The organism is Pseudarthrobacter phenanthrenivorans Sphe3 (assembly GCF_000189535.1).
Classification (GTDB): Bacteria; Actinomycetota; Actinomycetes; order Actinomycetales; family Micrococcaceae; genus Arthrobacter; species Arthrobacter phenanthrenivorans.
On the sequence record NC_015145.1, the window covers coordinates 2390494 to 2413965 of the forward strand.

Below are 23472 nucleotides of genomic sequence, written 5' to 3' on the forward strand. Positions count from 1 at the left end.
ATGCCTCAAATGATCTGCGGGTGCACGGGGGCGCACCTCGTGGGTGACATGACCTACCGATGGAGGCCACCATGCCCACGTTCTTCGATTCGACCGCGGATGCAGCGGAGGCATCCGAAGCCTTGCGCGGACTCGCGCACCCGAGCCGGGGGTTCGATCAGCCCGCCGAGATGTACGGGGTGATCGGTGATCTGTCCTCGGGGATGCGCTCGCTGCGGCAGGCACTCGATCAGATCGCCGATGTTCACGAGCGCAAGGTCGCGCACGCCTTCAATGACGCCGGAAGCCACGAGGCAGGAGTGCGTGACGCCCTCGCTGCTGCGGAGGAACTGCGTCAGGCGGCGAACCTCGTCGACCGGGCGTATGACCGGCTCGCGGAAGGGTTCATCGCCGCCGGGCGGATCGCCTGGCACCCTGAGCCCGCCGTCGAGGAGGCCGCGCCGTCTCGGTGGGTCAGTGTGGTGTTCCTTCAGGGCGAGGAGGCGGACCGGCCGTTGCGCATCCTCGGCGAGCTGGGGCATGTCGATGCGGTGGACTTCCTCGCGCAGTGGGACTACGGCGACGAGACCACGCAGGCCGCGCTGGAGAACGGGTACGTCTACGACGAGCCCGGCGAGGGCACCAACGACCAGGTGGCGCTCTCGGGCGACTACGCGCTGGTCGTCAACCCGCACGTCGGCTACGTCTCGCTCCTGCGCCGCTACACCGAACCGGAAGCAGAGCCCCAGGACGCCGAACCAGTCGGAACCCCTCCGGTGCAGGCTGGGCCGGAGTTGCTGGTGTCGTACTCGTCGCCGGGTGCCACGGAGCGGGCCGATGTGCCGACGGCGAAGCGGGATGGGTCGTGGTTCGAGCCGGCCAAGATCACGGCTGTCAAGCAGGCGCGAGGGCTGGTGCTGTGACCGAGGATCGCGCGCGGCTGCACACCGCAGTTCTGGTAGCGCCGTCGAAGGAGCGGCGGAAGCTCCGGAAGCAGCGCCGCAAGGCAGAGGCCCGGCTCCACGCCGAGCAGCGTCGGGCCGCGCTCGCCGCGGCGAAGGCGAAGGCCGAGGAGGAGCGTGCCGAGCGGCGCGCCACGGTCTACCTGCCGAAGTCTGGCGAACCGGGTGCCGCGAGGCTGCGCACTCCGGGTCGGTTCCATCTGACGCGGCATCAGGACACGTCGGCGACGCTGGCGGGTGCGTATCCGTTCGTCGCCGAGGGTGGGCTCGGTGCCGATGGTGTGTTCGTCGGCCAAGACCTGTACTCGGGCGGGAGTTTCGTCTACGACCCGTGGGTGCTCTACGCGCGCGGGATCATCACCGCGCCGAACGTGGTGCTGGCCGGGATCGTCGGCTCAGGCAAGTCCTCGCTAGCCAAGTCGCTCTACACGCGGTCGCTGCCGTTCGGGCGGCGCGTGTACGTGCCCGGCGACCCGAAAGGCGAACACACCGCCGTCGCGAACGCCGTCGGCGGACGCGCCATCGTCCTCGGGCACGGGCTCAACACTCGCCTGAACCCGCTCGACGAAGGTCACCGGCCCAGCGGACTGTCGGACGCGCAGTGGGCCTCGACCGTCGCGGCGCGGCGTCGTGACCTGATCGGCGCGCTCGCGGAGACCGTGCTCGCGCGAGGCTTGTCGCCGTTGGAGCACACCGCGATCGACATCGCCCTGACCCAGACCGTGTGGGAGAACGACGTGCCGATCCTGCCGATGGTCGTCGATCACATCCTCGCCCCCAGCAAGGATGCCGACGGCAGGCTGGCCGAGGACGGCAGGCTCGTCGGCCACGCGCTACGCCGCCTCGTCGCAGGCGACCTGGCCGGGCTGTTCGACGGCCCCTCCACGCTCGCGTTTGATCCGTCATTGCCGATGATCTCCCTCGACCTCTCGCGGGTCACCGAGAACTCGACCCTCATCTCAGTCCTGATGACGTGCTCGTCAGCGTGGATGGAATCCGCACTGCTCGACCCGAACGGTGGGCAGCGGTGGGTGATCTACGACGAGGCATGGCGGCTCATGTCCCACCCGGCGCTGTTGCGGCGGATGGATGCGCACTGGCGACTCGCCAGGCACTACGGGATCGCGAACATGCTGATCTTCCACAAGCTCACCGACCTCGACAACGTGGGCGACCAAGGCTCCGCCATGCGCTCCCTGGCCAACTCGCTGCTCGCGAACGCGGAGACGCGGATCGTGTACCGGCAGGAATCCGACCAGCTCGGACCGACCGCGACCGCCCTCGGTCTGACCGGCACTGAGCAGCAACTCTTGCCGAACCTCGGCGTCGGCCAAGGCCTGTGGCGGATCAAGGCGAGGAGCTTCGTCTGCCAGCACCAGCTCCACCCCGACGAACTCGCCCTGTTCGACACCAGCAGCCGCGCCGCGGGAGGTCACCGATGAACCTCACGGGCCCGCGCCGATCCACCACGACCGACGACGATGCCACGGCTCCCGTCGAGCTGCCGCACGTCCTCGTCACCGTCGCCGACGACGGAAGCCTCGCCGCGACGGTCGATGGAACACCACTTCCGTCACCGGACGCGGGCGCGTGGACGCGAGCGACGTTCGGGCCGCTCATGGACGCCATCACCAAGGACCGCACCGTCGCCGTCCGGGTCGAAGTTCGCGAGACCGATGGAAGTGTCTTCACCGATATCCTCCGCACACGCAAGACCCGACGCGCCGTGGCCCCGCCCGAGACCCCTGTGCCAGAGACTCGTCGGAGTCGCCACGCCCGACGAGTGCCGCGCCTGGCTGAGGTCACCGCCGAGGGGTTCGTACCCGGCGAGGATGTCGCCGTCGCGACGATCGTCTCCCACACCGACGCCACCGGAACCGGCGAGGCCCACGCACTCATCGACCTCGACGACCTGCCCGACGCAAGCGCGCCCGAGGTGATCCTCCTTGGGCGCATCTCCGGCACCCTCGCGGTGCGGCGGCTGACATGAACCAGCGGCAAGCCGGGAGCATGGGCGACGAACTCACCAACGCCGCCCTCATCGGCCTGATCGGCATGTTCGGGATCGCTCTCGTCCTCCGCGCGGCCGGCAGCGTCGCCGCGCTCCTCACCAGCACGCCCCAGCCCGACGCCGGCGCAGCGGCGGGGCTCGCCGTGCTGTTCAACCCCGGCGACCCCGCGACCGCGCTCGGTGCCGACGGACTCAACCCGCTCGTCTACTGGCTCGTCAGCACGACACTGCTCGGCGGACTCGCAGCCGGGATCGTCTGGGTCTGGATCGTGCTGCGTCGACACACGCGGAAGACCGAGACCGACCCGCACCGACTCGCGGGGATCGCGACCAGCCATGAAGTCAAGACCGCAGCATCCGCGAAGGCACTGCTTCACCGTGCGGCCACGCTGCGGCCCTCCTTGGAGTCGCCGGCACCGCAGGATGTCGGCTACCTCCTGGGGGCCAGTCGTGGCACGAAAGTCTGGGCATCGGTCGAGGACTCGATCCTGCTGATCGGCCCGCCCCGCTCCGGCAAGGGATTGCACGTCGTCATCAACGCGATCCTTGACGCCCCCGGTGCGGTCGTCACCACCAGCACGAGGCCCGACAACCTCACCGCGACCCTTCGCGCTCGACGCCGCAAAGGCGGGCCGGTCGCCGTGTTCGACCCCCAACACCTCGCCGAAGGCATCCCCGCCGGACTCCGCTGGTCACCCATTCGCGGCTGCGACGATCCGCTCACCGCGATGATCCGCGCCAACGGACTCGCCGCCGCCACCGGCCTCAGCGCCGGAGGCGTCGAGTCGGGTGGGTTCTGGGAGGGAAAGACCCGCACCGCACTCCAGAGCCTGCTGCACGCCGCCGCACTCGACGGCCGCCCACCGGCCGAGCTGTTCAGGTGGACCCTCGACCCCAGCGCAGCGACCGAGGCCGTCGCCATCCTCAACTCCCACCCGAACGCGGCGATGGGTTGGGACGACTCCCTTGGTGCGATGATCGACGCCGACCCCAAGACCCGCGACAGCATCTGGCAAGGCGTCTCCCTCGCACTCGCCGCCCTCGCCGACCCGCGCGTGCTCGATGCCGTCACGCCCGGCCCGCACGAGCACTTCGACCCCGAGACCTTCCTCACCGAACAAGGCACCCTCTACCTACTCGCCACCGGGGCGGGAGCAGGAGCCTCCGCATCGCTGGTCGCGGCATTCGTCGAAGACCTCATCGAAACCGCCCGCAGGCTTGCCGCCCGCTCACCCGGAGCACGGCTCGACCCGCCGCTATTGCTCGCGCTCGATGAGATCGGGAACCTCGCACCGCTGCCATCCCTGCCGACGCTCATGGCCGAAGGCGGCGGCACCGGAATCACGACCATGCCGGTCTTGCAGTCCCTCGCCCAAGCACGCGACAGGTGGAGTGAACACCAGGCCGGCGCGATCTGGGACGCCAGCATCGTCAAGATCATCCTCGGCGGCGCATCCAACAGCCGCGATCTCCAAGACCTCTCCACCCTCATCGGTGAGCGTGACGAGTACACCGACAGCGTGACCCTTGGCGACCACGGCACCCGCTCCAACCAGCGTTCGGTCCGCCGTGTGCCGATTCTGCCGCCAGACCGCATCCGCACCCTGCCGTTCGGCACCGGCATCACGATGCTGCGCTCCGCACCGCCCATCGTCACCGATCTGCGCGCCTGGCCGACCCGGCCCGACGCCGCGCAGCTCCGCAGCGACCGCAACGAACTCGAAGCATTGCTGCGCCACCGCCCCGCGTCCTGACGACGCTTGGAAGGGCCAGCGCACCTGCCTGACAGAGCGACCACACGCAGTTGGTCGCCCGAGTTCAGGAGGAGGCCATCATGGCCATTCACACCCAGGAATCGTTGTCGGGCTTCATCGCTTCGGAGCCGTTGCTCACTGAGACGGCCAAGGGAGACGCTAGGTTCTTCGCCCGTATCGGCAAGGAGCACTTCCGCCGCGAGGACGATGGTTCGTTCACGCAGACCGAGACGACCTATCACCACCTGGTGATGTTCGGGCGTTCCGCTGAGCACGCGCACGCGAGCTTCGCCCAGGGCGACAACTTCGTCGCCGAGGGCTACACGCGGCCGGTCAACTACGAGCGCAACGGTCAGGCGATCGAGGGCGAAGAGTTCGTCGCCAAGAAGATCGGCCACGACACCGCGCGGACCCGCTACGAGGTGGACCGGACGCCGCGCAATGGAGTCGGCCGGGACGCAGCGGCGTACGACCCGACGCAGCGAGCAGCGACTGCGACGCACGCCCCGGTCAGCATGTGAGTTCGGGAGCCACAGCACCATGAACGATCAGCATGAGATGGATGAGCCGGACGTCTTCGACGGGCCGCCCCGCGTCACCAACGCGGACATGCCCGAACCGCCGCACCCCGTGAACTGGAACCTGCTGACGGCGCACGAGCTGGAGCAGGAATGGCTCGCGCTGAACCGGTGGGTTGACTGGCTGCGACGCACCTACGGCCTCACGGTCGCGGTGGTGCCGCCGTACTGGCATCACCACCCGGAGATGGTCTGGGAGCTGTCTGCGCTGCACCTACATTGGCTTGCGGCTTACGACCCCGAGCAGAACGCATCCGCGCCGCTCGGCTGGCACCGCGACTTCGCCGACGCACGAGAGCGTCTTCGCCATTGGGTCACCGCCTGCGGGACTCGTGGAGACCGCGACCGCCCGACCCGGCAAGCTGCTTGGCCCGGTGAGGACCCAGCGCCCACGATCCAGGACTTCACCTTCGCTGACCGGGACATCGAGTTCGTCGAGTTCGTCATCGCGCAAGTCCGCAAGCGCCAGGAGGCCGAAGACGAGTTCTACGCCAACCTGGCCGGCGACGAGACTCCGTAGACCGATGAGCCGCTATGCCAAGAAGACCGACCGTCGCCCCTACGAGGAGCGGTCGTTCTCCGTCCGGGCCGTCCACCGCGAACGCGCCGACCTGCACAAGCTCGCCGAGGTTCTCATCCGGCTGACGTTGCAGGAGACCGGCGAGAGCCGCGCGGCCCGCGAGGCCGTGCGGGTGCCCGACACCTACCGGGCGGCGACGGATGGCCTGGCCGCCTCCGAAGCCGCCCGGTAGAATGAACCTTGCAAGCCTCGCGATGCGGGGTGTTGTGGCCTAAACCTCGCCGCTCGGCGAGCAACACGCACCGAGACCATCGGGTCCCGCCCTACAGCCTTCATCGGCTGCTCTCACGATCAACACCCCTCCCACCAACAGTGGGAGCGCGAGGGTCGAACCGCGTGAGAGTGAGCCCCCGATGACCACCATTGCCGATGATCCGGCTACCAGCCTCATCGACCCGCCCAACACTGCGGCTGCCGCCGTGTCGTACCTGCGGGTCTCGACCCGCGAGCAGGCAGAGAAGGGCGGGACCGACGAGGGCTTCTCGATCCCCGCCCAGCGCGAAGCGACCCGGCGTAAGGCCGAACAGCTCGGCGCCGGCATCGTCGAGGAGTTCGTCGACGCGGGAGCCTCAGCCAAGTCGTCCGACCGGCCCGAACTGATGCGGATGATCCAGTACGTCAAGACCAACAAGGTCGCGTACTGCATCGTTCACAAGGTCGACCGGCTCGCCAGGAACCGCGCCGACGACGTGAGCATCCACCTCGCACTCCAACAGTGCGGGGTCATGCTCGTGTCCGCGTCCGAGAACATCGACGAGACCCCCTCGGGGATGCTCCTGCACGGCATCATGTCCACCATCGCCGAGTTCTACTCCCGCAACCTCGCCACCGAGGTCGCCAAGGGCATGACCCAAAAGGCCATCGGCGGCGGCACGAACGGACGAGCGCCCATCGGCTATCTGAATGTCCGCAAGCGCGACGAACTCGGCCGCGAAGTCCGCACCATCGAGCTCGATCCTGAACGGGCACCGATGATCGAGTGGGCGTTCAAGGCCTACGCCTCGGGCAACTGGAGCGTCAGCCAGCTCCATGACGAACTCACCTCGCGCGGGCTGCGCAGTCTGCCCACCCCGAAGCGGCCGGCGAAGCCGCTGGCCGTGTCCACCATCCACCGGCTCCTGACCAACCCGTACTACAAAGGCGATGTCGTCTACCGAGGCACCCGCTACAAGGGCAACCACCCGGCGCTCGTGCCCGCCGAGGTCTGGTACCAGGTCCAGTCCGTGCTCACCGCGCACCAGTGCGCCGTCGAGGCAACCCAAGTCCACGGCCACTACCTCAAAGGCACCATCCACTGCGGCCAGTGCGGGTCCCGGCTCATCGTCTCCAACGCGAAGAACCGCCACGGCAACGTCTACTGCTACTTCGTGTGCTCCGGTCGGCATTCCAAGCGCACCGACTGCACGCGCCAGGCGATGCTCATCGAGGACGTCGCGAAGCTCGTCGAGGACTACTACACGCGCGTCCAGATCACGCCGGCTCAGCAGGACGCGCTCGCGGGGATGCTCCACCACGAGTTCGACCGGCTCATGGCCGCCGAAACCGAGGAACTGGAACGCCTCACCGCCAACCGCGACCGGCTCGAAGGCGAGCAGGACCGCCTCATGCAGGCGCACTACGCCGACGCGATCCCGCTCTCCGTGCTCAAGCGCGAGCAAGACCGCATCGTCGCCGAACTCGACCAGGTGACCCGCCGTATCGACGCCCACTTCGGTGACTACGCCGACGCTCGCGCCCACCTCGACGACGCGCTCGGCCTGCTCGCCAACTGCGCTGACATCTACGCCCGCTGCGACGACACCAACCGGCGGCTGTGCAACCAGGCGTTCTTCACGAAGGTCTACATCGACGAGGACAACGAGCTGCGCGTCGAGCACAACCGGCCCTTCGAGATGCTCCTCGATCCACAGGTCAACGCCAACGCCCTGACCTGGGCCGCAGACACCAACAAGACCCGAACCTCAACCAACGTTTCCGTTGGCAAGGGTTCGAGCCTTGTGCGTGGGGTGGAGCTGAGGGGACTCGAACCCCTGACCCCCTGCATGCCATGCAGGTGCGCTACCAGCTGCGCCACAGCCCCGAACTATTGCTGTTCTTTCGAGTTTTTCCGGCCTCGCCGGAGCAACTCAAATATCTTAGAACAGCAATTCCGAAAATTCCAAATCGGGCATATTCCCCGCGGTTGTGCGGATTTACTCGCTGTCGGAAACAGCTGCGGCCTTCGCGGAGGCGTCGTCCCCCAACTGCAGGTCCACCACAGGGCAGTCCTTCCAGAGCCGTTCGAGTGCGTAGAAAACGCGGTCTTCCTCGTGCTGGACGTGGATGACGATGTCCGAGTAGTCCAGCAGGACCCAGCGGCCGCCGGAACGGCCTTCGCGGCGCACAGGCCGCAGGTCCTGCTTGGCGAGTTCTTCTTCAATACCGTCCACGATGGCGTTGACTTGGCGTTCGCTGGGTGCGGAAGCAATCAGGAAGACGTCGGCCAGGGCAAGCCGTTCGCTGACGTCCAGGGCAACAACGTCCTGGGCGAGCTTGTCCGCGGCAGCCTTGGCAGCGGCACGGGCAATGGTGATGGATGAATCTGATGCAGTCACGGGACTCCTTGTTGGGGTGAAAAATTTAGGGGGCGCGGGCGGCTGGTCAGCTGGACATTCCGCTGATGATCAGGACGATGCCTGACAGCAGGGCCACGATTCCGAAGGCCAGGATGCAGAACTGCAGCAACCTGTTCCGTTTTGCCCGGGCCAGTCCAGCCGTGGCTGCGTCCAGGGGCTCCAGTCCGTGTGCCGACCGGGCGGGAATACGGGGCAGGTCCTCAAACAGGTCCTCTGCCGGGTCCTGGGTGGCAACGGGACGCGGACGGGAAGCCGACCTGGCTGCGGCTTCGGCCCTGGCGATGACCTGGGACCGGCCTGACGCGGCCTCCGCTGACTGCCGCGGCTGGACCGGGCGACGCTTCCTGGTACCCGTTGCGGGCACTTTGCTACCCGGGCGCGTGGTGACCGGCACATGTGAAGTTGCCGGCGGCTTCATGACCGGCCGGTCAATGCCTGGCACCTGCACGAACTCCAGCGGAGTCACCATGGCAAGGTTGTTGGCAGTGGAGGGAGCGGGCCGCTGGCCACCGGCCTGCGCGGGGTTGCCCGCTGGCGGCAACGGAGCACCTGCCTGCTCGGCGAGCTTCTGCTTCGCCATCGCACGGCGGTTCATGATCGCGGCGCGCTCGGCGAGGGCGATCTGTTCCGCGAGGATGTCCGGGTCCACAGCCTCTGGATCCAAGGAAGCGATGTGCTCCATCTTGGCGATTTGGTTCTTGGCTTGCTCGGCAATCAGCGCCCGCGCTGCGAGGGCCTGTTCAACCGTCATGCCCTTGGGAGCTGCGGTACCGGATCCGCCGCCGGCCGGCTGGTCGCCGTCCCCTGCCGCCGGCTCCCCCATGTTTGCGCGCTGCGGGGCAGCGGCCTGGCCATCACCGGCGCGGTTGCCGCTACCCGGAGCTGCGTTATCCCGAGCTGCGTTATCCGGTGACGAGGAGGTGCTTGACGGTGCAGCTGGTCCCGGAGGAACTGACGCCTGAGGAACGATGGGGTTTGCCGCGGTCAGCGCCTGCTCTTTGAGCTGCTGCAGACGCAGTTGGCGCCGCGTGGGCGGCCCGCCGGCCGAGAGCTGGCCTTCTTTTTCCTCCAGCTCCTTGATGGTGCGCAGTGCCGCCCGGTCCCGGGCGCGGATCTGCGAGGACCGCTGGGAGGCGGCCTGGTCCGGCTGGGCGGACGTGTGCGCCGGCGCGGCGCCGGTACCGGGGGAACCCGCGGCAGGACCTGCGGCAGCTGCTTGGGAAGCCCCGGCCTGTACAGGCGGGGCCTGGTCCGTACCCGCGGGCACAGGCGGCTGCTGGGCATCCCTGGCCTTCCGGAGTTCCCGGCGGCTGCGGATAGGAGGCTGTTCGTGACTCATTGAGGACTCATTCAGTACTTGCTGGTTCACGTGCTTCGGGTGTTGGGATACTTCCGGCTTCCGATTCCGCTGCGTACAGGCCGTACTTGGCGATGTACTGCACCACTCCGTCCGGCACCAGGTACCAGACCGGATTGTTCGCAGCCACACGGGTGCGGCAGTCCGTCGAGGAAATGGCCATGGCCGGAACCTCAAGGAGGCTCACATCAGAACGTCCCATCCCGTCCAGGACGTGCCCGGGCCGGGTAACTCCTACGAAGTGGGCCAAGGACCACAGCTCGTCAATGTCCTTCCAGGACAGGATCTGCGCCAGGGCATCGGCCCCGGTGATGAAGAACAGGTCCGCATCCGGACGTTGCGCCCTCAAATCCCTGAGGGTGTCGATCGTGTAGGTGGGCCCGGGCCGGTCAACGTCCACCCTGCTTACGGTAAACCGTGGGTTTGATGCCGTGGCAATGACGGTCATCAAGTACCGGTGTTCGGGCTCGCTGACATGCTTATGGGACTTCTGCCACGGCTGGCCGGTGGGAACGAACACCACCTCGTCCAGATCGAATTCCGCCGCCACCTCGCTGGCTGCGACCAAGTGGCCGTGGTGGATGGGATCAAAAGTCCCGCCCATCACGCCCAGCCGCAGCCTGCCGTTGGTGCCTGAGCGGTGCAGAGCGCGGGAAATGTTAGTGGCCCTGCCCGTGATCGTGCTTGTTCGGGTGCTGGCGGTGCGGGTCCGCGTGCTCCTCGGTGGCTGTGTGACGGTTGCCCAGGTTGGAGTAGGACAGCGTGATGAACATCAGCACCAGCAGGATGGCGAAGATCACCACACCGAAGACCCACGGCTCAGCCCACAGCGGCGCGAGTTCGTGTTGTTCGCCTTCGGCGATGGTTGCGGCAATCTGCTGGAACAGCATTTTCTCCCCTAGGGCTCAAACGAATGGTGGCAGCGGAAAGCTCCGCCGTTTCTGACTTCTGGTCTATGTTACCGCGCGCTACCCGCGCACCTGGCCCTCGCCCTGGACTATCCACTTGGTGGTGGTGAGCTCCGTGAGCCCCATGGGGCCGCGGGCGTGAAGCTTCTGCGTGGAAATGCCCACCTCGGCACCCAGCCCAAGCTCTCCGCCGTCGGTAAACCTGGTGGAGGCGTTAACGATGACGGCCGCGGAATCCACCTCGGCGATGAACCGCTCGGCATTCGAGAGGTCGTTGGTGAGGATCGCTTCGGTATGGCCCGTAGACCAGGTACGGATGTGCTTCACTGCCTCGTCCAGGCTGTCCACCATGGCCACCGCCAGGTCCAGGTCCATGTACTCGGTCCCCCAGTCCTCGTCGGTGGCAGGTTCGGACTCGATGGAGGCGGGAAGCGCGGCACGGATGCGTTCGTCGGCATGCAGCCGGACACCAGCCTTGCGAAGCGCTGTGGCCACCGCGGGAAGAACGGAGGATCCGGAATGGACCAGCAGCGTCTCCACGGTGTTGCAGACGCTGGGCCGCTGGGTCTTCGCATTGAGGAGGATCTCCACGGCCATGTCCTCGTTGGCGGATTCATCGATGAAGATGTGGACGTTCCCCTCGCCCGTCTCAATGACGGGGACGGCGGAATTGGTGACCACCGTCTGGATAAGGTCGCGGCCACCGCGGGGAATCAGCACGTCCACCCGGCCCCGCGCCTTCATCAGGGCATTGGCACCGGCGCGGCCGTACTGGTCCACCGTCTGTACGGCGTCGGCCGGCAGGCCCACGGACTCCAGCGCGTCACGCAAGACGCGCACCAGCACCTCATTCGTGGCCTGGGCTGCGCTGCCGCCGCGCAGGATCACTGCGTTGCCGCTCTTCAGTGCCAGCCCGGCGATGTCCACCGTGACGTTGGGCCGTGCCTCATAGATGGCGGCAACAACGCCCATGGGGACGTTGACCTGCCGGAGGCGCAGCCCGTTGGGCAGGGTCTGCCCGCGGACCACGTTGCCGACGGGGTCGGGCAGGTTTGCCAGGTTTTCCAGGGCAGCAACCAGTCCGGCAATCCGGGCATCCGTGAGCGTAAGCCTGTCCAGCAGGGCTGCTGAAGTGCCATTGGCTTTTCCTGAAGCGACGTCCCGGGCATTGGCGGACAGAATAGCCCCGGTATTCTCCTGCAGGGCGGCTCCGACGGCGCGGAGGGCGCGGTCCTTCCAGGACCGGTTTGCCATGGCCATCCGCCGTGCGGCGTGCCGGGAGCGGTCCGCGATGGCGTGCACCGCCGCTTCGACGTCAGCGGAGGACAGCGGGACGTCAGCCGGCGCCTGCGTTGCCGTGGACGCAACCGGCTGCGTGGCGGCAGCAGCAGTGGTGTCTCCGGAATTTTCGGCAGTGGTGTGCGTCAGGGCCTCAGTCATGTTCCAAGTTTAGGCGAGCCGCAAGCTTAGACCAGCACCAGGTCGTCAACATGAACAACTTCACGGTCGTAGCCGCTGCCCAGCGCCTCGCCCAGGTCCCGGGTGGACCTGCCCAGCATCTGGGGCAGCTCGCTGGACGAGTAGTTCACCAGTCCACGCGCCACCACCGTACCGTCGGCAGCGGCAATTTCGACGGCGTCGCCCGCTTCGAACTCGCCGTGGACGGCGGAGATGCCCGCCGGGAGGAGTGACGTGCGGTGGTGGCGTACCGCACGGACGGCACCGTCATCGAGGACCAGGCGGCCCTGGACGGATGCCACATGCGCCAGCCACAGCAGGCGGACCGGTTTGCGGGCACCGTTGACGGTGAACCACGTGCCCACATCCTCGCCGTTCAGCGCTGCGGCGGCATTGGGTGTCGAGGTGACAAGGGCATGGATGCCGGATCCCGCAGCCATCGTGGCTGCCTCGACCTTTGTCAGCATTCCACCCGTGCCAACGCCTGCTTTGCCGGCCTTGCCGATGGACACGCCTTCCAGGTCGGACGCGCCTTCAACCAGCGGAATCCGCTTGGCGCCAAGGGATGGCGGGCCATCGTAGAGGGAGTCGACGTCGGACAGCAGCACCAGCGCATCAGCCCGTACCAGGTGCGCCACCAGCGCGGCCAGGCGGTCGTTGTCGCCGAACCTGATCTCGTGGGTGGCGACGGTGTCGTTCTCGTTGACCACCGGGACCACGCCGAGGTTGAGCAGCCGGTCCAGTGCGCGGAACGCGTTGGTGTGCTGGCTCCGCCGCATCAGGTCCTCAGCCGTGAGGAGCACCTGGCTGACCGTCACGCCGTGGGCCCCAAAGGCCTGGGTGTAGCGCGCCATCAGGAGGCCTTGGCCCACACTGGCCGCTGCCTGCTGGGTGGCGAGGTCACGCGGGCGCTTGGCGAGCCCCAGGGGCGCCAGGCCGGCAGCGATGGCCCCGGAGGAGACCAGGATGATTTCAGTGCCTGAGTTGCGCTTGGCAGCCAACGCGTCCGCAAGGGCCGTGAGCGCTTCTTCGGAGATGCCGCCCTTGATGCTGGTGAGCGACGACGAGCCAACCTTGACCACGATCCGGCGCGCGTTGGCCAGCACGCTCCTGTCCACGGGCCGGGTCAACGGTTCCGCGGCTGACGCCCTAGAGGTCATCGCCTGCGTCCAGTCCACTCTCCTTGAGCGGCTTGGCAACGCGGCGGCTGCTCACGGACTCGGTCCAGATGCCGGCCTTCCGCTCAGCCTCCAGCTCGGCGCGGGCGGCGGCCTTGGCATCCCGGCGCTCCTGCTGTTCCTCGCGCTTCTGACCACGCGTGGGACGGTCGCCGATGTCGGCAAACCGGACGTCCGTGCCGCGCGGCGAGGCCAAGAGCTCGGCGCCTGCCATCATGGTGGGCTCCCAGTCAAAGACGACGCCGTCGTCCTCACCAATGACAACGGTGTCGCCGGGCTTGGCGCCCTGCTTGAACAGTTCGGTCTCAACGCCGAGCTTGGCCAGGCGGTCGGCGAGGTAGCCGATGGCTTCCTCGTTGGTGAAGTCGGTCTGCTTGACCCAGCGCACCGGCTTCTCGCCAAGGACGCGGAACAGCGGTTCGAGGCCCTTTTCCTCGCGGCGGATCTTGAAGCCGGCCTCGTTGACGGCGCGCGGCTTGAGGACCACTGGCTGGACCTTGGGCGGGGCTGCCGCTACGGCATCGCGGGCCGCCTGGACGATTTCCGCCATGGCAAAGCCCAGCTGGCGGAGGCCTTCATGGCTGGTGGCCGAGATCTCGAAGACCCGGTAGCCGCGGGACTCGAGTTCGGGGCGGACGAACTCGGCCATGTCCTTGCCGTCTGGCAGGTCCACCTTGTTCAATGCCACCAGCCGGGGACGGTGGTTCAACGGAACAACTTCCCCGTCCTGCCCGGCGTAGCTCATGTCCACCGCGTACTTTTCCAGCTCGGCTTCAATAACGGCGAGGTCAGAGAGCGGGTCGCGGTCCGCCTCGAGGGTGCCGCAGTCCAGGACGTGGACCAGTGCAGCGCACCGCTCCACGTGGCGCAGGAAGTGGTGGCCCAGGCCCTTGCCCTCGCTGGCACCTTCGATGAGCCCCGGGACGTCAGCGATCGTAAAGCGGACATCTCCAGCCTGGACCACGCCCAGGTTGGGAACCAGCGTAGTGAAGGGGTAGTCGGCAATCTTGGGCCGGGCAGCGGACATCGCGGCGATAAGGCTGGACTTGCCGGCGGAGGGGAAACCCACCAGGGCAATGTCGGCGATGGATTTCAGTTCCAGGACAATGTCGCTGGCTTCGCCTTCGATGCCGAGGAGCGCGAAACCGGGCGCGCGGCGCTTCTGGGAGGACAGGGCTGCGTTGCCCAGGCCGCCGATGCCGCCATGGGCCGCGACGTACTCGGCGCCTTCACCCACGAGGTCGGCCAGGACGGTGCCGTCCTTGGACTTGACCACGGTGCCGTCCGGGACGGGAAGGATGAGGGTCTCGCCGTTTTTGCCGCCGCGCCAGTCCCCCATCCCAGGGCCGCCGTTGGTGGCATGCCGGTGGGGTGCGTGGTGGTAGTCAAGGAGCGTGGTGGTCTGGTGATCCACGCGGAGGATGACGTCACCGCCGTTGCCGCCGTTGCCGCCGTCGGGACCTCCCAGCGGCTTGAACTTCTCGCGGTGGACGGAGACGCACCCGTGGCCGCCGGTACCGCCGGATACGTGCAGTACTACCCGGTCTACAAAGCTGGCCACGTGGATCTCCTCAGTGCTGTTTCCTGGACGCCCAAGGGCGCCAAGACGATTGTAATGCGGTTAAAAGAACAGTGGAGCGGACCGTATGGCCCGCTCCACCGCTTCAGAACTCTTTGTTACTCTGCAGCTGCAGCAGCAACGATGTTGACGACGCGACGACCGCGGCGGGTGCCGAATTCAACGGCTCCCGGGGTCAGTGCGAACAGGGTGTCGTCGCCGCCACGGCCAACGCCGGCGCCCGGGTGGAAGTGGGTGCCGCGCTGGCGGACGATGATCTCGCCGGCGGAAACTACCTGGCCGCCGAAGCGCTTGACGCCGAGGTACTGAGCGTTGGAGTCACGACCGTTGCGAGTGGAGCTCGCGCCCTTTTTATGTGCCATCTGAAATGCCTGCCTCTAAATTCTGGGGAATCTGTTGAAAAACCTGAACGGTAACCGGTGGTTACTGAATGCCGGTGATCTTGACCTTGGTCAGTTCCTGGCGGTGACCCTGGCGCTTCTTGTAACCGGTCTTGTTCTTGAACTTCTGGATGACAATCTTAGGACCACGGAGGTCCTGGAGGATCTCAGCCGTGACAGTCACCTTGGCCAGGTCGGCAGCGGCGGAGGTGACTTTGTCACCGTCTACCAGGAGCAGTGCGGGCAGCTGAATGGTGCTGCCAGCTCCACCGGCGACGCGGTTCAGGGTAACGAAGTCTCCAACGGAAACCTTCTCTTGGCGGCCGCCTGCGCGGACAATCGCGTACACCACTTGGGAACTCACTTCTCTCGACGTTTATTACAAATTTGCGTGCGGAACCCTGCTCCGTAAGTGGCTGGGCTCTCGCTGTGCCTCAACGCCGTGGGGTCATAACCCAAGTGTTGGCGTAAGCACCGAAGATCTAGAATACGCTAGTTTTGTCTCCGGCCGCAAATGAGGCTGGTCCCGGCGGGTTGTCTGTGATAGGAACCACACAACAATTCCGCAGCCGGACCGGCGCCCCACCATACTACCGGTGCGCGGCGCCGGCGGCAGTCAGGAGTGAAGGCGCGGCGCGTCGAAAAACTCCACTTCCAAGCGGCAGGACTGCTTGAAGGCGGTCACCATGGCGGCCCTTTCAGCGTCCGAGGCGGTCAGTCCGGCGCGGTCCACCACGGCAATCGCCGTCCGGGTTGCTTCGGCAAAGCCCTCATCGGCATAGGTGCGGAGCCAGTCCGCGTAGGGATGTCCGGCCGGTTCCCCGGCAGCAAGGAACTGGGCGTGGAGCGCCTTCCCGGCTTCGGCATACAGCCAGAAGCAGGGCAGGACTGCGGCGGCGAGGACGGCGTAACTGCCCGACGCCGATGCCGCCACCAGGTGGTCCACGTAGGACTTGGTCACCGGGCCGGGCCCGGGCCACACCGGGCGGGCGGCCAGCCAGGAGCGGTGCAGTTCCGATTCCACCTCAAGGCATTGCTGCGCTGAGCGTGCCCAGAAAAGCTGCTCCGCTTCCGTGGGCGCCAGTGCGCTGGCCCTGGCCAGCACCCGCGAGTAGCCATTGAGGTAGATGGCGTCCTGTGCGAGGTAGTACGCAAACTGGTGCTCCGGCAGGGTCCCCGACACCAGGTCCCGGATGAACTCCAGGGCGTAGATCTCTGCCAGGTCGTTTTCCGCTTCCGTCCACAGCCCGGCCGCGAAACTTCCCTCAGGTTTATCCGCCCGGACGTGGTGGAAGTGGTGGACGGGCCCGCTGCCCGATCCCACCCCCAGCCGGCCGGAGGCCTCCAGCGCCCCGGCCAGCCACGGTTTGACCTCCCGGAGCGACGCCTCCCAGTCCCCCAGCCGCGCCTGGACTGTGGCCATGGCGGACGAGAGGGAGCAGCCAGTGCCGTGGCTGTTTGCCGTAGCCACCCGCTTTCCGGGAACCACCACCACTTCCTCACCAAGGATGCCGGAGGTATTGACTAACGCGTCAGGGCACTCGTCCCCGGCAAGGTGGCCGCCTTTGACCAGGACCGTGGCGCCGCTGGCGGAGGCCAGTTGCCTGCCCTGTTCGAGTGCCCCGTCCCAGGTTTCCTGCACCGGACCGCCCACCAGCATGGCGAGTTCGGCGAGATTGGGGGTTATCAAGTGGGCCAGGGGCAGCAGGCCGCGGAGGGCGGCTTCGGCGGACTCCTGGAGCAGGCGGTCGCCGCTGGTGGCCACCATGACAGGGTCCAGGACCACGACGGCGGGACGCACCTTTGCGAGCCATCCCCGGACTGCCTCAATAACTTCGGCGTCGCCCAGCATCCCAATCTTGACGGCGTCAATGACGATGTCATCACTGATGGCCTCGAGCTGCCGGGTGAGGAAGGCAGCGGGAGGGACGTGGACTGCGCTCACACCGCAGGTGTTCTGTGCCGTGAGGGCGGTGATGGCTGCCATGCCGTAGCCGCCGTGGGCGGCGATGCTTTTCAGGTCGGCCTGGATGCCGGCGCCGCCGGACGGGTCGGAACCGGCAATGGACAGGACGCGTGGCACGTCCCGGCCCTGGCCGGCCAGGTCCGCAGCGGCAGGCGCGGGGTGTGGGGTGGCAGCGGGCACTGTAAGGGTCGTAGACAAGAGACATCCCTTCGCCGGTGCTAACCGGACAGGTTCAACGGGTGTGGATCTCAGCCGGCTCTCTGCGCGGCACCCCGTGTCGATTCCCCAGCCTAGCTTTTTTGCCGGCCGAAGGAGGAAGGTGACGCAGTGCGACTGGCACCTGGAGAAAGCCCTGACCCTTAAACAACGGATGCCCGGCAAGCCACACAATACGTGGTTTGCCGGGCATCCGGCTTTTCCCGGGTCCTAGAGCTCGGAGGCAGGGACCCCGACGCCCAGGATGATCGGCGCCTCTGCGGGCTTGCTGCTGCCTGCCTTGGCCGCCTCTGCCTGGCCCGGCTCAGGAGCCTTGGCCGCGTGGGAATGTCCGGACCCGGAGTGTCCCGGCGCCGCGGCCGGAACACCCTCGTGCTGCTGGACGGTGGTTTCATTGGCTGCACCCTGCGCGCGGCTGGCGCTCCGGTTGCGGCGGGCCCTGCGGGGACGGGACTGCTCCAGCGTGTGGTCCGAATAGTCCTTCACCGCGGAAGCAGGAACCGGCCGCTCCTGGGCGGGCTGCTTCAGGACCGGCTGCTTCAGGACCGGCTGGTCCAGAACCGGCTGGCTGTGCACGGGCTGGCTGTGCACGGGCTCGTCCTGGGGTGCGGACGGTTCAGCAGTCGCCGCGGGAGCGGGCTCGCCCAGGTGGGCAAACGCCTCCGCAAGCCGGTCCAGTGTTAGCGCGGGCTTGGCCTGCGGCTCATCTGCATGCTCCACGAACGGCAGGACAACTTTCTCCCCGCCGAACGTCAGGACCGCAGCCGGCCGCGACGCATCGGCGTCGTGCTTCTCCGGCTCTGCCGGTACTGCAGGCTGGGCCTGCGGCTGGGGCTGCTGGGACTGGGACGGCGACTGGGGCGCCTGCCTTGCTGCCGCCACCTCATCGTCGTGCAGGTGGGCAGCATGGGCAGCCGCGGCGATGTTGGCGAGGGCCAGCCTGGTGGCTTCCGCCTTGGCATGCCGCTCGGCGTCGGCCTGGTCAGGGTGGACTGTGTGCACGTGGACCGCGGCAGCGGGGGCCACGTCCGGCTGCTGCCCGCCGCGGCCACGGCGGCGCTTCCGGTCGGGGCGGACGCCCGGCTGGCTGCTGTCCTGGCGCTGGCCCTCCGTGCGGTGGCTCTCGGCGCGGGCATCCGGACGGTTGTCCGAGCGCTGCACATGGTGCTCGGCGGCAACGATGTTGGCGCGGCGGTGCTCCACGGGATCGTCGTGGGTGACCACGCCGCGGCCTGCGCAGGCCTCACACTGCTCGCCGAACACTTCAAGCAGGCCGGTGCCCATGCGCTTGCGCGTCATCTGCACCAGCCCCAGGGAGGTAACCTCGGCCACCTGGTGCTTGGTACGGTCGCGGCCCAGGCACTCCACCAGCCTGCGGAGCACCAGGTCGCGGTTGGATTCAAGCACCATGTCGATGAAGTCGATGACGATGATGCCGCCGATATCGCGCAGGCGCAGCTGGCGGACCACTTCCTCCGCGGCTTCAAGGTTGTTCTTGGTCACGGTCTCTTCGAGGTTGCCGCCGCTGCCGGTGAATTTTCCGGTATTGACGTCCACCACGGTCATGGCCTCCGTGCGGTCGATCACCAGCGAGCCGCCGGAGGGCAGGAAGACCTTCCGCTCCAGGGCCTTGTGGATCTGCTCGTCGATCCGCCAGGCGCTGAAAATGTCCTGGTCCTTGGTCCACTTCTCGAGCCGGCCCACCAGGTCCGGGGCAACGTAGGTGACGTAGGCCTCGATGGTGTCCCAGGCTTCCTCACCGGAGACGATCAGCTTGGAGAAGTCCTCGTTGAAGACGTCGCGGACCACCTTGATGGTGAGGTCCGGTTCCCCGTAGAGCAGCTCAGGGGCAAGGATCTTGGTGGACTGCGACTGGCTTTCGATGCCCTCCCACTGGGCCCGAAGCCGGTTGATGTCGTGCGTCAGCTCCTCTTCGGAGGCGCCTTCGGCAGCGGTGCGGACAATGACGCCTGCCTGCTCTGGAAGCCGGTCCTTGAGGATGCGCTTGAGGCGGTTGCGTTCGACGTCGGGCAGCTTGCGGGAGATGCCCGTCATGGAACCGCCGGGCACGTAGACAAGGTAACGGCCGGGCAGCGAGACCTGGCTGGTCAGGCGTGCACCCTTGTGCCCCACCGGGTCCTTGGTCACCTGGACCAGGACGGTGTCCCCGGACTTCAGCGCGTTTTCGATCCGGCGCTGCTTGCCCTCAAGGTTCACAGCGTCCCAGTTGACCTCACCGGCGTACAGCACGGCGTTGCGGCCGCGTCCGATGTCCACGAAAGCGGCTTCCATGGACGGCAGGACGTTCTGCACCTTCCCGAGGTAGACGTTGCCGATCAGGGAATCCTGCTGGGTCTTGGAGACGAAGTGCTCGGCCAGGACACCGTCTTCCAGGACAGCGATCTGGATTCTGTCGTCGCGCTGGCGCACGATCATCTGGCGGTCCACCGATTCGCGGCGCGCCAGGAACTCGGCCTCGGTGATGACGGTGCGGCGCCGGCCGGTGTCCCGGGATTCACGGCGGCGCTGCTTCTTGGCCTCCAGGCGGGTGGAACCCTTGACGCTGGTGACGCGGTTGCTGACGGCGGGCTCGCTGACCGCGCGGGGCGCGCGGACGCGCGTCACCGTGTTGGGCGGGTCGTCGTCTCCCCCGCCCGACAGTTCGAGGTCCTGGTCGCCCCGGCGGCGGCGGCGGCGACGGCGGGACGTCACGCCCTCTTCCAGCTGGCCTGCTGACTCCTCATCGGCGTCCTCGGCGGCATCGGCGTCGGCAGCGTCGTCGGTGTCAAGATCCGTGTCAGCGTCACGCTCGGCCCGGCTGCGTCCGCGGCGGCCCCGGCCGCGGCGCCTGCGGCGGCTACCGGCGTCGTCCGAATCCTCCTCCGACCCGCCCTCTTCAGGTTCTTCGGCAGGCGCCGGCGCGGGCCGCACCACTGTGCTGAGATCGGGAGCCTGGAACAGCACGGACGTAGGTGAACCGGGTTCCATGAACAGGGAACCAAAGGGGCTGGCAGGGGCGGCAGGCTGGGCAGGTTCCGCGCCGGCTGCTGCCGGTCCTGTTGCTGCTGTCCGTGCGGCCTCTGCTGGGGCCGCTGCGCCTGAGCCGGCGGACGGCTGCGCTGCTTCTCCCTGATCGGCTGCTTCCGGCTGCTGTGCGGTCTCGTTCTGGTCGTCTTCAGCTGCCTGCTCCGCTGCCTCTGCCTGCTGTGCAGCGCCAGGCTCTTCAACAGCCGGTCCCGCGGGTCCAGCCGCGTTGGACACCTGGGCAACCTCCCCGGCGGGATGGGCCGCTGCGGAAAGTTCCGTTTCGGATGCAGCCGCTTCGGGTGCCGCTGCTTCCGGCACGGCCTCGGGAGCTGCCGGTGCCGCTGCCTCTGCCGCAGGGGCAGAGGTCTTGCGGGTGGCGACGCGGCGTCGTCGGACAGGCTTTTCTTCCGCCGCGGCGACGGCCGGCCCGGAGGCAACCGGCCCGGCGGCACCCTGTGCACCGTCGGCGTCGACGGCAGCGGAGGCGCCCTCCTCGGCGGCGAAGGCCGGAAGCGGCTCCGCCGGCTCTGCCGTCTTCCGTGAACGGGTGCGGCGCGCGGGTGTTTTGGCCTCGTTGCCTTCAGTATCGGCGCCTGCGGCAGGCGGGGTGGTGGCGGCGTCCTGCCCCGCGCCGTAAACCTCGGCTTCGGGGATCAGTGCAGCGTCGGCTTTCGGAGCGGCTTTCCGCCGGGTCCTCGTGGCCTTCTTCGGCGGCGTGGCCCCTGCCCCCGTGTCCGCTGCTTCATCGTTAACGGCTAAAACTTGTTCATTATCCATGTGTGGCAACACTCCTGCCCCTGACGTACCGCCACATCCGGCACCCATTGGGGCACATATTGTCAAAACCCGCAGGCGTTGACAGAAGTCAAGTGGATACCCCCAGGTTCGCACCGGCAGTGGGGTGCGGCAGCCCGTGGGGGCCGGCAGGATGTCCTAAAACCCGTTGTTCCAAGTGCCACAACCAGGTGCCGCCCAATGGAGTTGCGGGAGTTGGAATTGAAGAATCCCAAGCCTGCGCTGCTCATCACTGGCGGTCTTGCGAACAAGCCACCGGACTGCAATCCGAATGTGGGTCGGGTTCCAGCCACGTTCATTCTCTCATACCGCGGCTATTTCCCGGCGGAGGCCCATGCACTTCTTCCCTTGGCTGGAACGTCTTTCCAGCCGCCGGCGTTACAATCGGGCAAGAGCACCCGATGAAAAAGGACGCCTTGCCAATGCCCAGCATTTCCCCCGTCAGCGGCACCCACGCGCCGGAACGGACTGTAAATCCGGACAGCAGTACGTCCGGAGGCCGCCCACCCATGACCCGGAACCGGCCCCTGGGCTGGCTCATGGTCATCACCGGAGTGGTGGGCTGGCTCGCCTCCGGAGCGCTGGTCCTGGAGAAATTGGAGGTCCTCAAGGATCCAAACCACACTACGGTCTGCGACGTTAACCCGTGGATCTCCTGCGGGCAGGTGATGCAGACGTGGCAAAGCTCGCTGTTCGGCTTCCCAAATATGTTTATCGGCATCGTAGCGTTCGCCATCACCATCACCGTAGGCATGTCGCTGCTCGCCGGAGCCACCTTTGCCCGCTGGTACTGGCTGGGCCTGCAGGCCGGCGTCACGCTGGGCTTCGCGTTCGTGGTCTGGCTCTGGTCCCAGGCCCTCTACGTGATCCACATCCTGTGCCCGTTCTGCATGGTCGTGTGGGCCGCCATGATTCCGCTGTTCGTGTGGGTGACCATCCGCAATATTTCCGCCGGGGTCATTCCCGTACCCTCCACCGCAGCACGCGTCCTTGGCGACTCGGGCTGGATCATCACCGCCCTGCTGTATGTGGCGGTCATCGCCACCATCTTCTTCGCGTTCATCCAGGTCTTCGCCGGGACTTCGGGATTCTAGCTGCACACGCACCCGCGGATGACAGATAAGGCCGATGTTCACGAAGAACATCGGCCTTATCTGTCAGCTCGGGAAGGTCAGGATTCCTGGAACCAGATCTTGATCTCACGCTCGGCAGAATCGGTGGAATCGGAGCCGTGGACCAGGTTCTGCTGCACCTTCAGGCCCCAGTCGCGGCCGAAGTCGCCGCGGATGGTTCCGGGTGCTGCCGTGGTGGGGTCGGTGGTCCCGGCCAGTGAGCGGAAGCCTTCGATGACGCGGTGGCCCTCAAAGATGGCCGCAACAACCGGGCCGCTGAGCATGAATTCCACCAGCGGCTCGTAGAACGGCTTGCCAACGTGTTCCTCGTAGTGCTGCTCCAGGAGTTCACGCGAGGCGTCAACCTTCTTCAGGTCGGCCAGGATGTAGCCCTTGGCTTCGACCCGGGCCAGGATGGCGCCGGTGAGGTTACGGGCGACGCCGTCGGGCTTGATCAGGACGAGGGTGCGCTCAGTGGTCACAACTGCTCCAATGCGTTGGGATGGGTTTCGGGGTCAAGTCTACGTGGCCGGAGCAGCCGGCCTTAGGTCAGGGGGCCTGCGGCTGCTGGCCCGGCCCGGCGGCCTGGTCCGGATGCGCTGCCTCCCACTTGGCCTGCTCACGGGCACGGTCCGCGGCTTCCCTGTCCAGCCGGATTCCAGTGCGGATGCCGTACCACCAGGCTGCCGCGAACAGGGCGCCCACCAGGAACATGGCAGGTTCAAAGATTCCGGTGAGGATCAGGACCAGCTGCAGGATCCAGCCCAAGCCGATGCCCCAGGCCTTCGTCAGGAAAGCGCACGCGACGATCATCACCACGCTCAGGGCGATTCCGACGCCCAGGATCAGCTCCGGCGCGAATTCCCCCCGGCGCAGCCCGAACACCGCCAGGGTGGCAAAGAACATCACGAAGGCTTCCAGCAGAAGCACGGTGGAGGCAAACAGCACCTTGGTGGACCGGCGCTTCTTCGGCATTCCGGGCCGCCATTCACGCTGGGCCTTGGTCAGCCTGGCCAT

Annotated in this window: 21 protein-coding genes, 1 tRNA gene, 1 pseudogene and 1 riboswitch; of the genes and pseudogenes, 9 read left to right on the top strand and 14 right to left on the bottom strand. The window is 67.1% G+C overall.

Translation table 11 applies throughout. The features are described 5' to 3' along the window. The first annotated feature begins 71 nt into the window (after positions 1 to 71). The 8 genes and pseudogenes from ASPHE3_RS11100 to ASPHE3_RS21515 all read left to right on the top strand — a co-directional run. The gene (locus ASPHE3_RS11100) at positions 72 to 902 is read left to right on the top strand and encodes a hypothetical protein (protein WP_041652872.1); all 831 of its coding nucleotides are present in this window, start codon (positions 72 to 74) and stop codon (positions 900 to 902) included. Then, positions 899 to 2383 carry an ATP-binding protein gene (locus tag ASPHE3_RS11105; protein WP_013601311.1) on the top strand — a complete coding sequence of 495 codons (1485 nt, stop codon included), beginning with the start codon at positions 899 to 901 and terminating at the stop codon, positions 2381 to 2383. The genes ASPHE3_RS11100 and ASPHE3_RS11105 overlap by 4 nt, the downstream gene beginning before the upstream one ends. Next, a complete protein-coding gene (locus ASPHE3_RS11110; protein ID WP_013601312.1) occupies positions 2380 to 2931 on the top strand; it encodes a hypothetical protein in 552 nt (183 codons plus the stop codon). Before ASPHE3_RS11105 ends, ASPHE3_RS11110 begins: the two co-directional genes overlap by 4 nt. Before the next feature lie 20 nt (positions 2932 to 2951). Continuing rightward, on the top strand, positions 2952 to 4706 hold the full coding sequence (locus ASPHE3_RS11115; RefSeq protein WP_013601313.1) for a type IV secretory system conjugative DNA transfer family protein: 1755 nt from the start codon (positions 2952 to 2954) through the stop codon (positions 4704 to 4706). A gap of 80 nt (positions 4707 to 4786) precedes the next feature. After that, positions 4787 to 5227, top strand: coding sequence for a single-stranded DNA-binding protein (locus ASPHE3_RS11120; protein WP_013601314.1), 441 nt, complete (start codon positions 4787 to 4789; stop codon positions 5225 to 5227). Positions 5228 to 5264: 37 nt separating this feature from the next. Then, entirely contained in the window at positions 5265 to 5804 is a 540-nt protein-coding gene (locus ASPHE3_RS11125) for a hypothetical protein (RefSeq protein ID WP_013601315.1), read from the top strand. Between the two features lie 4 nt (positions 5805 to 5808). Beyond that, positions 5809 to 6036 carry a hypothetical protein gene (locus ASPHE3_RS11130; protein WP_013601316.1) on the top strand — a complete coding sequence of 76 codons (228 nt, stop codon included), beginning with the start codon at positions 5809 to 5811 and terminating at the stop codon, positions 6034 to 6036. A 181-nt stretch (positions 6037 to 6217) separates the two neighbouring features. Beyond that, positions 6218 to 7258: pseudogene (locus ASPHE3_RS21515) on the top strand (recombinase family protein); the annotation flags it as partial. A 613-nt stretch (positions 7259 to 7871) separates the two neighbouring features. Here the strand turns inward: ASPHE3_RS21515 and ASPHE3_RS11140 are convergent. The 12 genes from ASPHE3_RS11140 to ASPHE3_RS11195 form a co-directional block, all read right to left on the bottom strand. Continuing rightward, positions 7872 to 7944, bottom strand: a tRNA-Ala gene (locus tag ASPHE3_RS11140). A 112-nt stretch (positions 7945 to 8056) separates the two neighbouring features. Continuing rightward, positions 8057 to 8458, bottom strand: coding sequence for a ribosome silencing factor (gene rsfS / locus ASPHE3_RS11145; protein ID WP_013601317.1), 402 nt, complete (start codon positions 8456 to 8458; stop codon positions 8057 to 8059). 46 nt (positions 8459 to 8504) lie between these two features. Continuing rightward, positions 8505 to 9818: a hypothetical protein gene (locus ASPHE3_RS11150; protein WP_013601318.1), complete on the bottom strand. Its 1314-nt coding sequence runs from the start codon at positions 9816 to 9818 to the stop codon at positions 8505 to 8507. A 7-nt stretch (positions 9819 to 9825) separates the two neighbouring features. Continuing rightward, entirely contained in the window at positions 9826 to 10440 is a 615-nt protein-coding gene (nadD, locus tag ASPHE3_RS11155; protein ID WP_013601319.1) for a nicotinate-nucleotide adenylyltransferase, read from the bottom strand. A gap of 55 nt (positions 10441 to 10495) precedes the next feature. Then, on the bottom strand, positions 10496 to 10726 hold the full coding sequence (locus ASPHE3_RS11160) for a hypothetical protein (RefSeq protein ID WP_013601320.1): 231 nt from the start codon (positions 10724 to 10726) through the stop codon (positions 10496 to 10498). 78 nt (positions 10727 to 10804) lie between these two features. Further along, on the bottom strand, positions 10805 to 12184 hold the full coding sequence (locus ASPHE3_RS11165; protein ID WP_013601321.1) for a glutamate-5-semialdehyde dehydrogenase: 1380 nt from the start codon (positions 12182 to 12184) through the stop codon (positions 10805 to 10807). A gap of 26 nt (positions 12185 to 12210) precedes the next feature. Next, positions 12211 to 13362, bottom strand: coding sequence for a glutamate 5-kinase (gene proB, locus ASPHE3_RS11170; RefSeq protein WP_041652110.1), 1152 nt, complete (start codon positions 13360 to 13362; stop codon positions 12211 to 12213). Beyond that, entirely contained in the window at positions 13352 to 14941 is a 1590-nt protein-coding gene (gene obgE, locus ASPHE3_RS11175) for a GTPase ObgE (protein ID WP_013601323.1), read from the bottom strand. Before obgE ends, proB begins: the two co-directional genes overlap by 11 nt. A gap of 116 nt (positions 14942 to 15057) precedes the next feature. Next, on the bottom strand, positions 15058 to 15321 hold the full coding sequence (gene rpmA, locus ASPHE3_RS11180) for a 50S ribosomal protein L27 (protein WP_009372867.1): 264 nt from the start codon (positions 15319 to 15321) through the stop codon (positions 15058 to 15060). Positions 15322 to 15382: 61 nt separating this feature from the next. Beyond that, a complete protein-coding gene (gene rplU, locus ASPHE3_RS11185; RefSeq protein WP_013601324.1) occupies positions 15383 to 15691 on the bottom strand; it encodes a 50S ribosomal protein L21 in 309 nt (102 codons plus the stop codon). A 264-nt stretch (positions 15692 to 15955) separates the two neighbouring features. After that, the gene (thiD, locus tag ASPHE3_RS11190) at positions 15956 to 17485 is read right to left on the bottom strand and encodes a bifunctional hydroxymethylpyrimidine kinase/phosphomethylpyrimidine kinase (protein WP_013601325.1); all 1530 of its coding nucleotides are present in this window, start codon (positions 17483 to 17485) and stop codon (positions 15956 to 15958) included. Positions 17486 to 17492: 7 nt separating this feature from the next. Continuing rightward, positions 17493 to 17590, bottom strand: a riboswitch (TPP riboswitch). 141 nt (positions 17591 to 17731) lie between these two features. After that, on the bottom strand, positions 17732 to 21325 hold the full coding sequence (locus ASPHE3_RS11195) for an Rne/Rng family ribonuclease (RefSeq protein ID WP_013601326.1): 3594 nt from the start codon (positions 21323 to 21325) through the stop codon (positions 17732 to 17734). 440 nt (positions 21326 to 21765) lie between these two features. Here ASPHE3_RS11195 and ASPHE3_RS11200 point away from each other — a divergent pair, with 440 nt between their 5' ends. Beyond that, positions 21766 to 22437: a vitamin K epoxide reductase family protein gene (locus tag ASPHE3_RS11200; protein WP_013601327.1), complete on the top strand. Its 672-nt coding sequence runs from the start codon at positions 21766 to 21768 to the stop codon at positions 22435 to 22437. Between the two features lie 77 nt (positions 22438 to 22514). Here the strand turns inward: ASPHE3_RS11200 and ndk are convergent, their stop codons facing one another. Beyond that, on the bottom strand, positions 22515 to 22937 hold the full coding sequence (ndk, locus tag ASPHE3_RS11205; protein WP_013601328.1) for a nucleoside-diphosphate kinase: 423 nt from the start codon (positions 22935 to 22937) through the stop codon (positions 22515 to 22517). Positions 22938 to 23004: 67 nt separating this feature from the next. Beyond that, a complete protein-coding gene (locus tag ASPHE3_RS11210) occupies positions 23005 to 23472 on the bottom strand; it encodes a DUF4233 domain-containing protein (protein ID WP_013601329.1) in 468 nt (155 codons plus the stop codon).

Excerpts from the sequence above, each read along its gene's own strand:
- ASPHE3_RS11160 (WP_013601320.1), bottom strand. The coding sequence starts at position 10,726 with ATGCTGTTCCAGCAGATTGCCGCAACCATCGCCGAAGGCGAACAACAC.
- ASPHE3_RS11120 (WP_013601314.1), top strand. The coding sequence starts at position 4,787 with ATGGCCATTCACACCCAGGAATCGTTGTCGGGCTTCATCGCTTCGGAG.
- ASPHE3_RS11210 (WP_013601329.1), bottom strand. The coding sequence starts at position 23,472 with ATGGCCAGGCTGACCAAGGCCCAGCGTGAATGGCGGCCCGGAATGCCG.
- ASPHE3_RS11110 (WP_013601312.1), top strand. The coding sequence starts at position 2,380 with ATGAACCTCACGGGCCCGCGCCGATCCACCACGACCGACGACGATGCC.
- ASPHE3_RS11130 (WP_013601316.1), top strand. The coding sequence starts at position 5,809 with ATGAGCCGCTATGCCAAGAAGACCGACCGTCGCCCCTACGAGGAGCGG.
- ASPHE3_RS11125 (WP_013601315.1), top strand. The coding sequence starts at position 5,265 with ATGGATGAGCCGGACGTCTTCGACGGGCCGCCCCGCGTCACCAACGCG.
- ASPHE3_RS11195 (WP_013601326.1), bottom strand. The coding sequence starts at position 21,325 with ATGGATAATGAACAAGTTTTAGCCGTTAACGATGAAGCAGCGGACACG.
- ASPHE3_RS11115 (WP_013601313.1), top strand. The coding sequence starts at position 2,952 with ATGGGCGACGAACTCACCAACGCCGCCCTCATCGGCCTGATCGGCATG.
- nadD (WP_013601319.1), bottom strand. The coding sequence starts at position 10,440 with ATGGGCGGGACTTTTGATCCCATCCACCACGGCCACTTGGTCGCAGCC.
- ASPHE3_RS11150 (WP_013601318.1), bottom strand. The coding sequence starts at position 9,818 with ATGAGTCACGAACAGCCTCCTATCCGCAGCCGCCGGGAACTCCGGAAG.
- proB (WP_041652110.1), bottom strand. The coding sequence starts at position 13,362 with ATGACCTCTAGGGCGTCAGCCGCGGAACCGTTGACCCGGCCCGTGGAC.
- ASPHE3_RS11165 (WP_013601321.1), bottom strand. The coding sequence starts at position 12,184 with ATGACTGAGGCCCTGACGCACACCACTGCCGAAAATTCCGGAGACACC.
- rpmA (WP_009372867.1), bottom strand. The coding sequence starts at position 15,321 with ATGGCACATAAAAAGGGCGCGAGCTCCACTCGCAACGGTCGTGACTCC.
- ASPHE3_RS11200 (WP_013601327.1), top strand. The coding sequence starts at position 21,766 with ATGCCCAGCATTTCCCCCGTCAGCGGCACCCACGCGCCGGAACGGACT.
- ASPHE3_RS11100 (WP_041652872.1), top strand. The coding sequence starts at position 72 with ATGCCCACGTTCTTCGATTCGACCGCGGATGCAGCGGAGGCATCCGAA.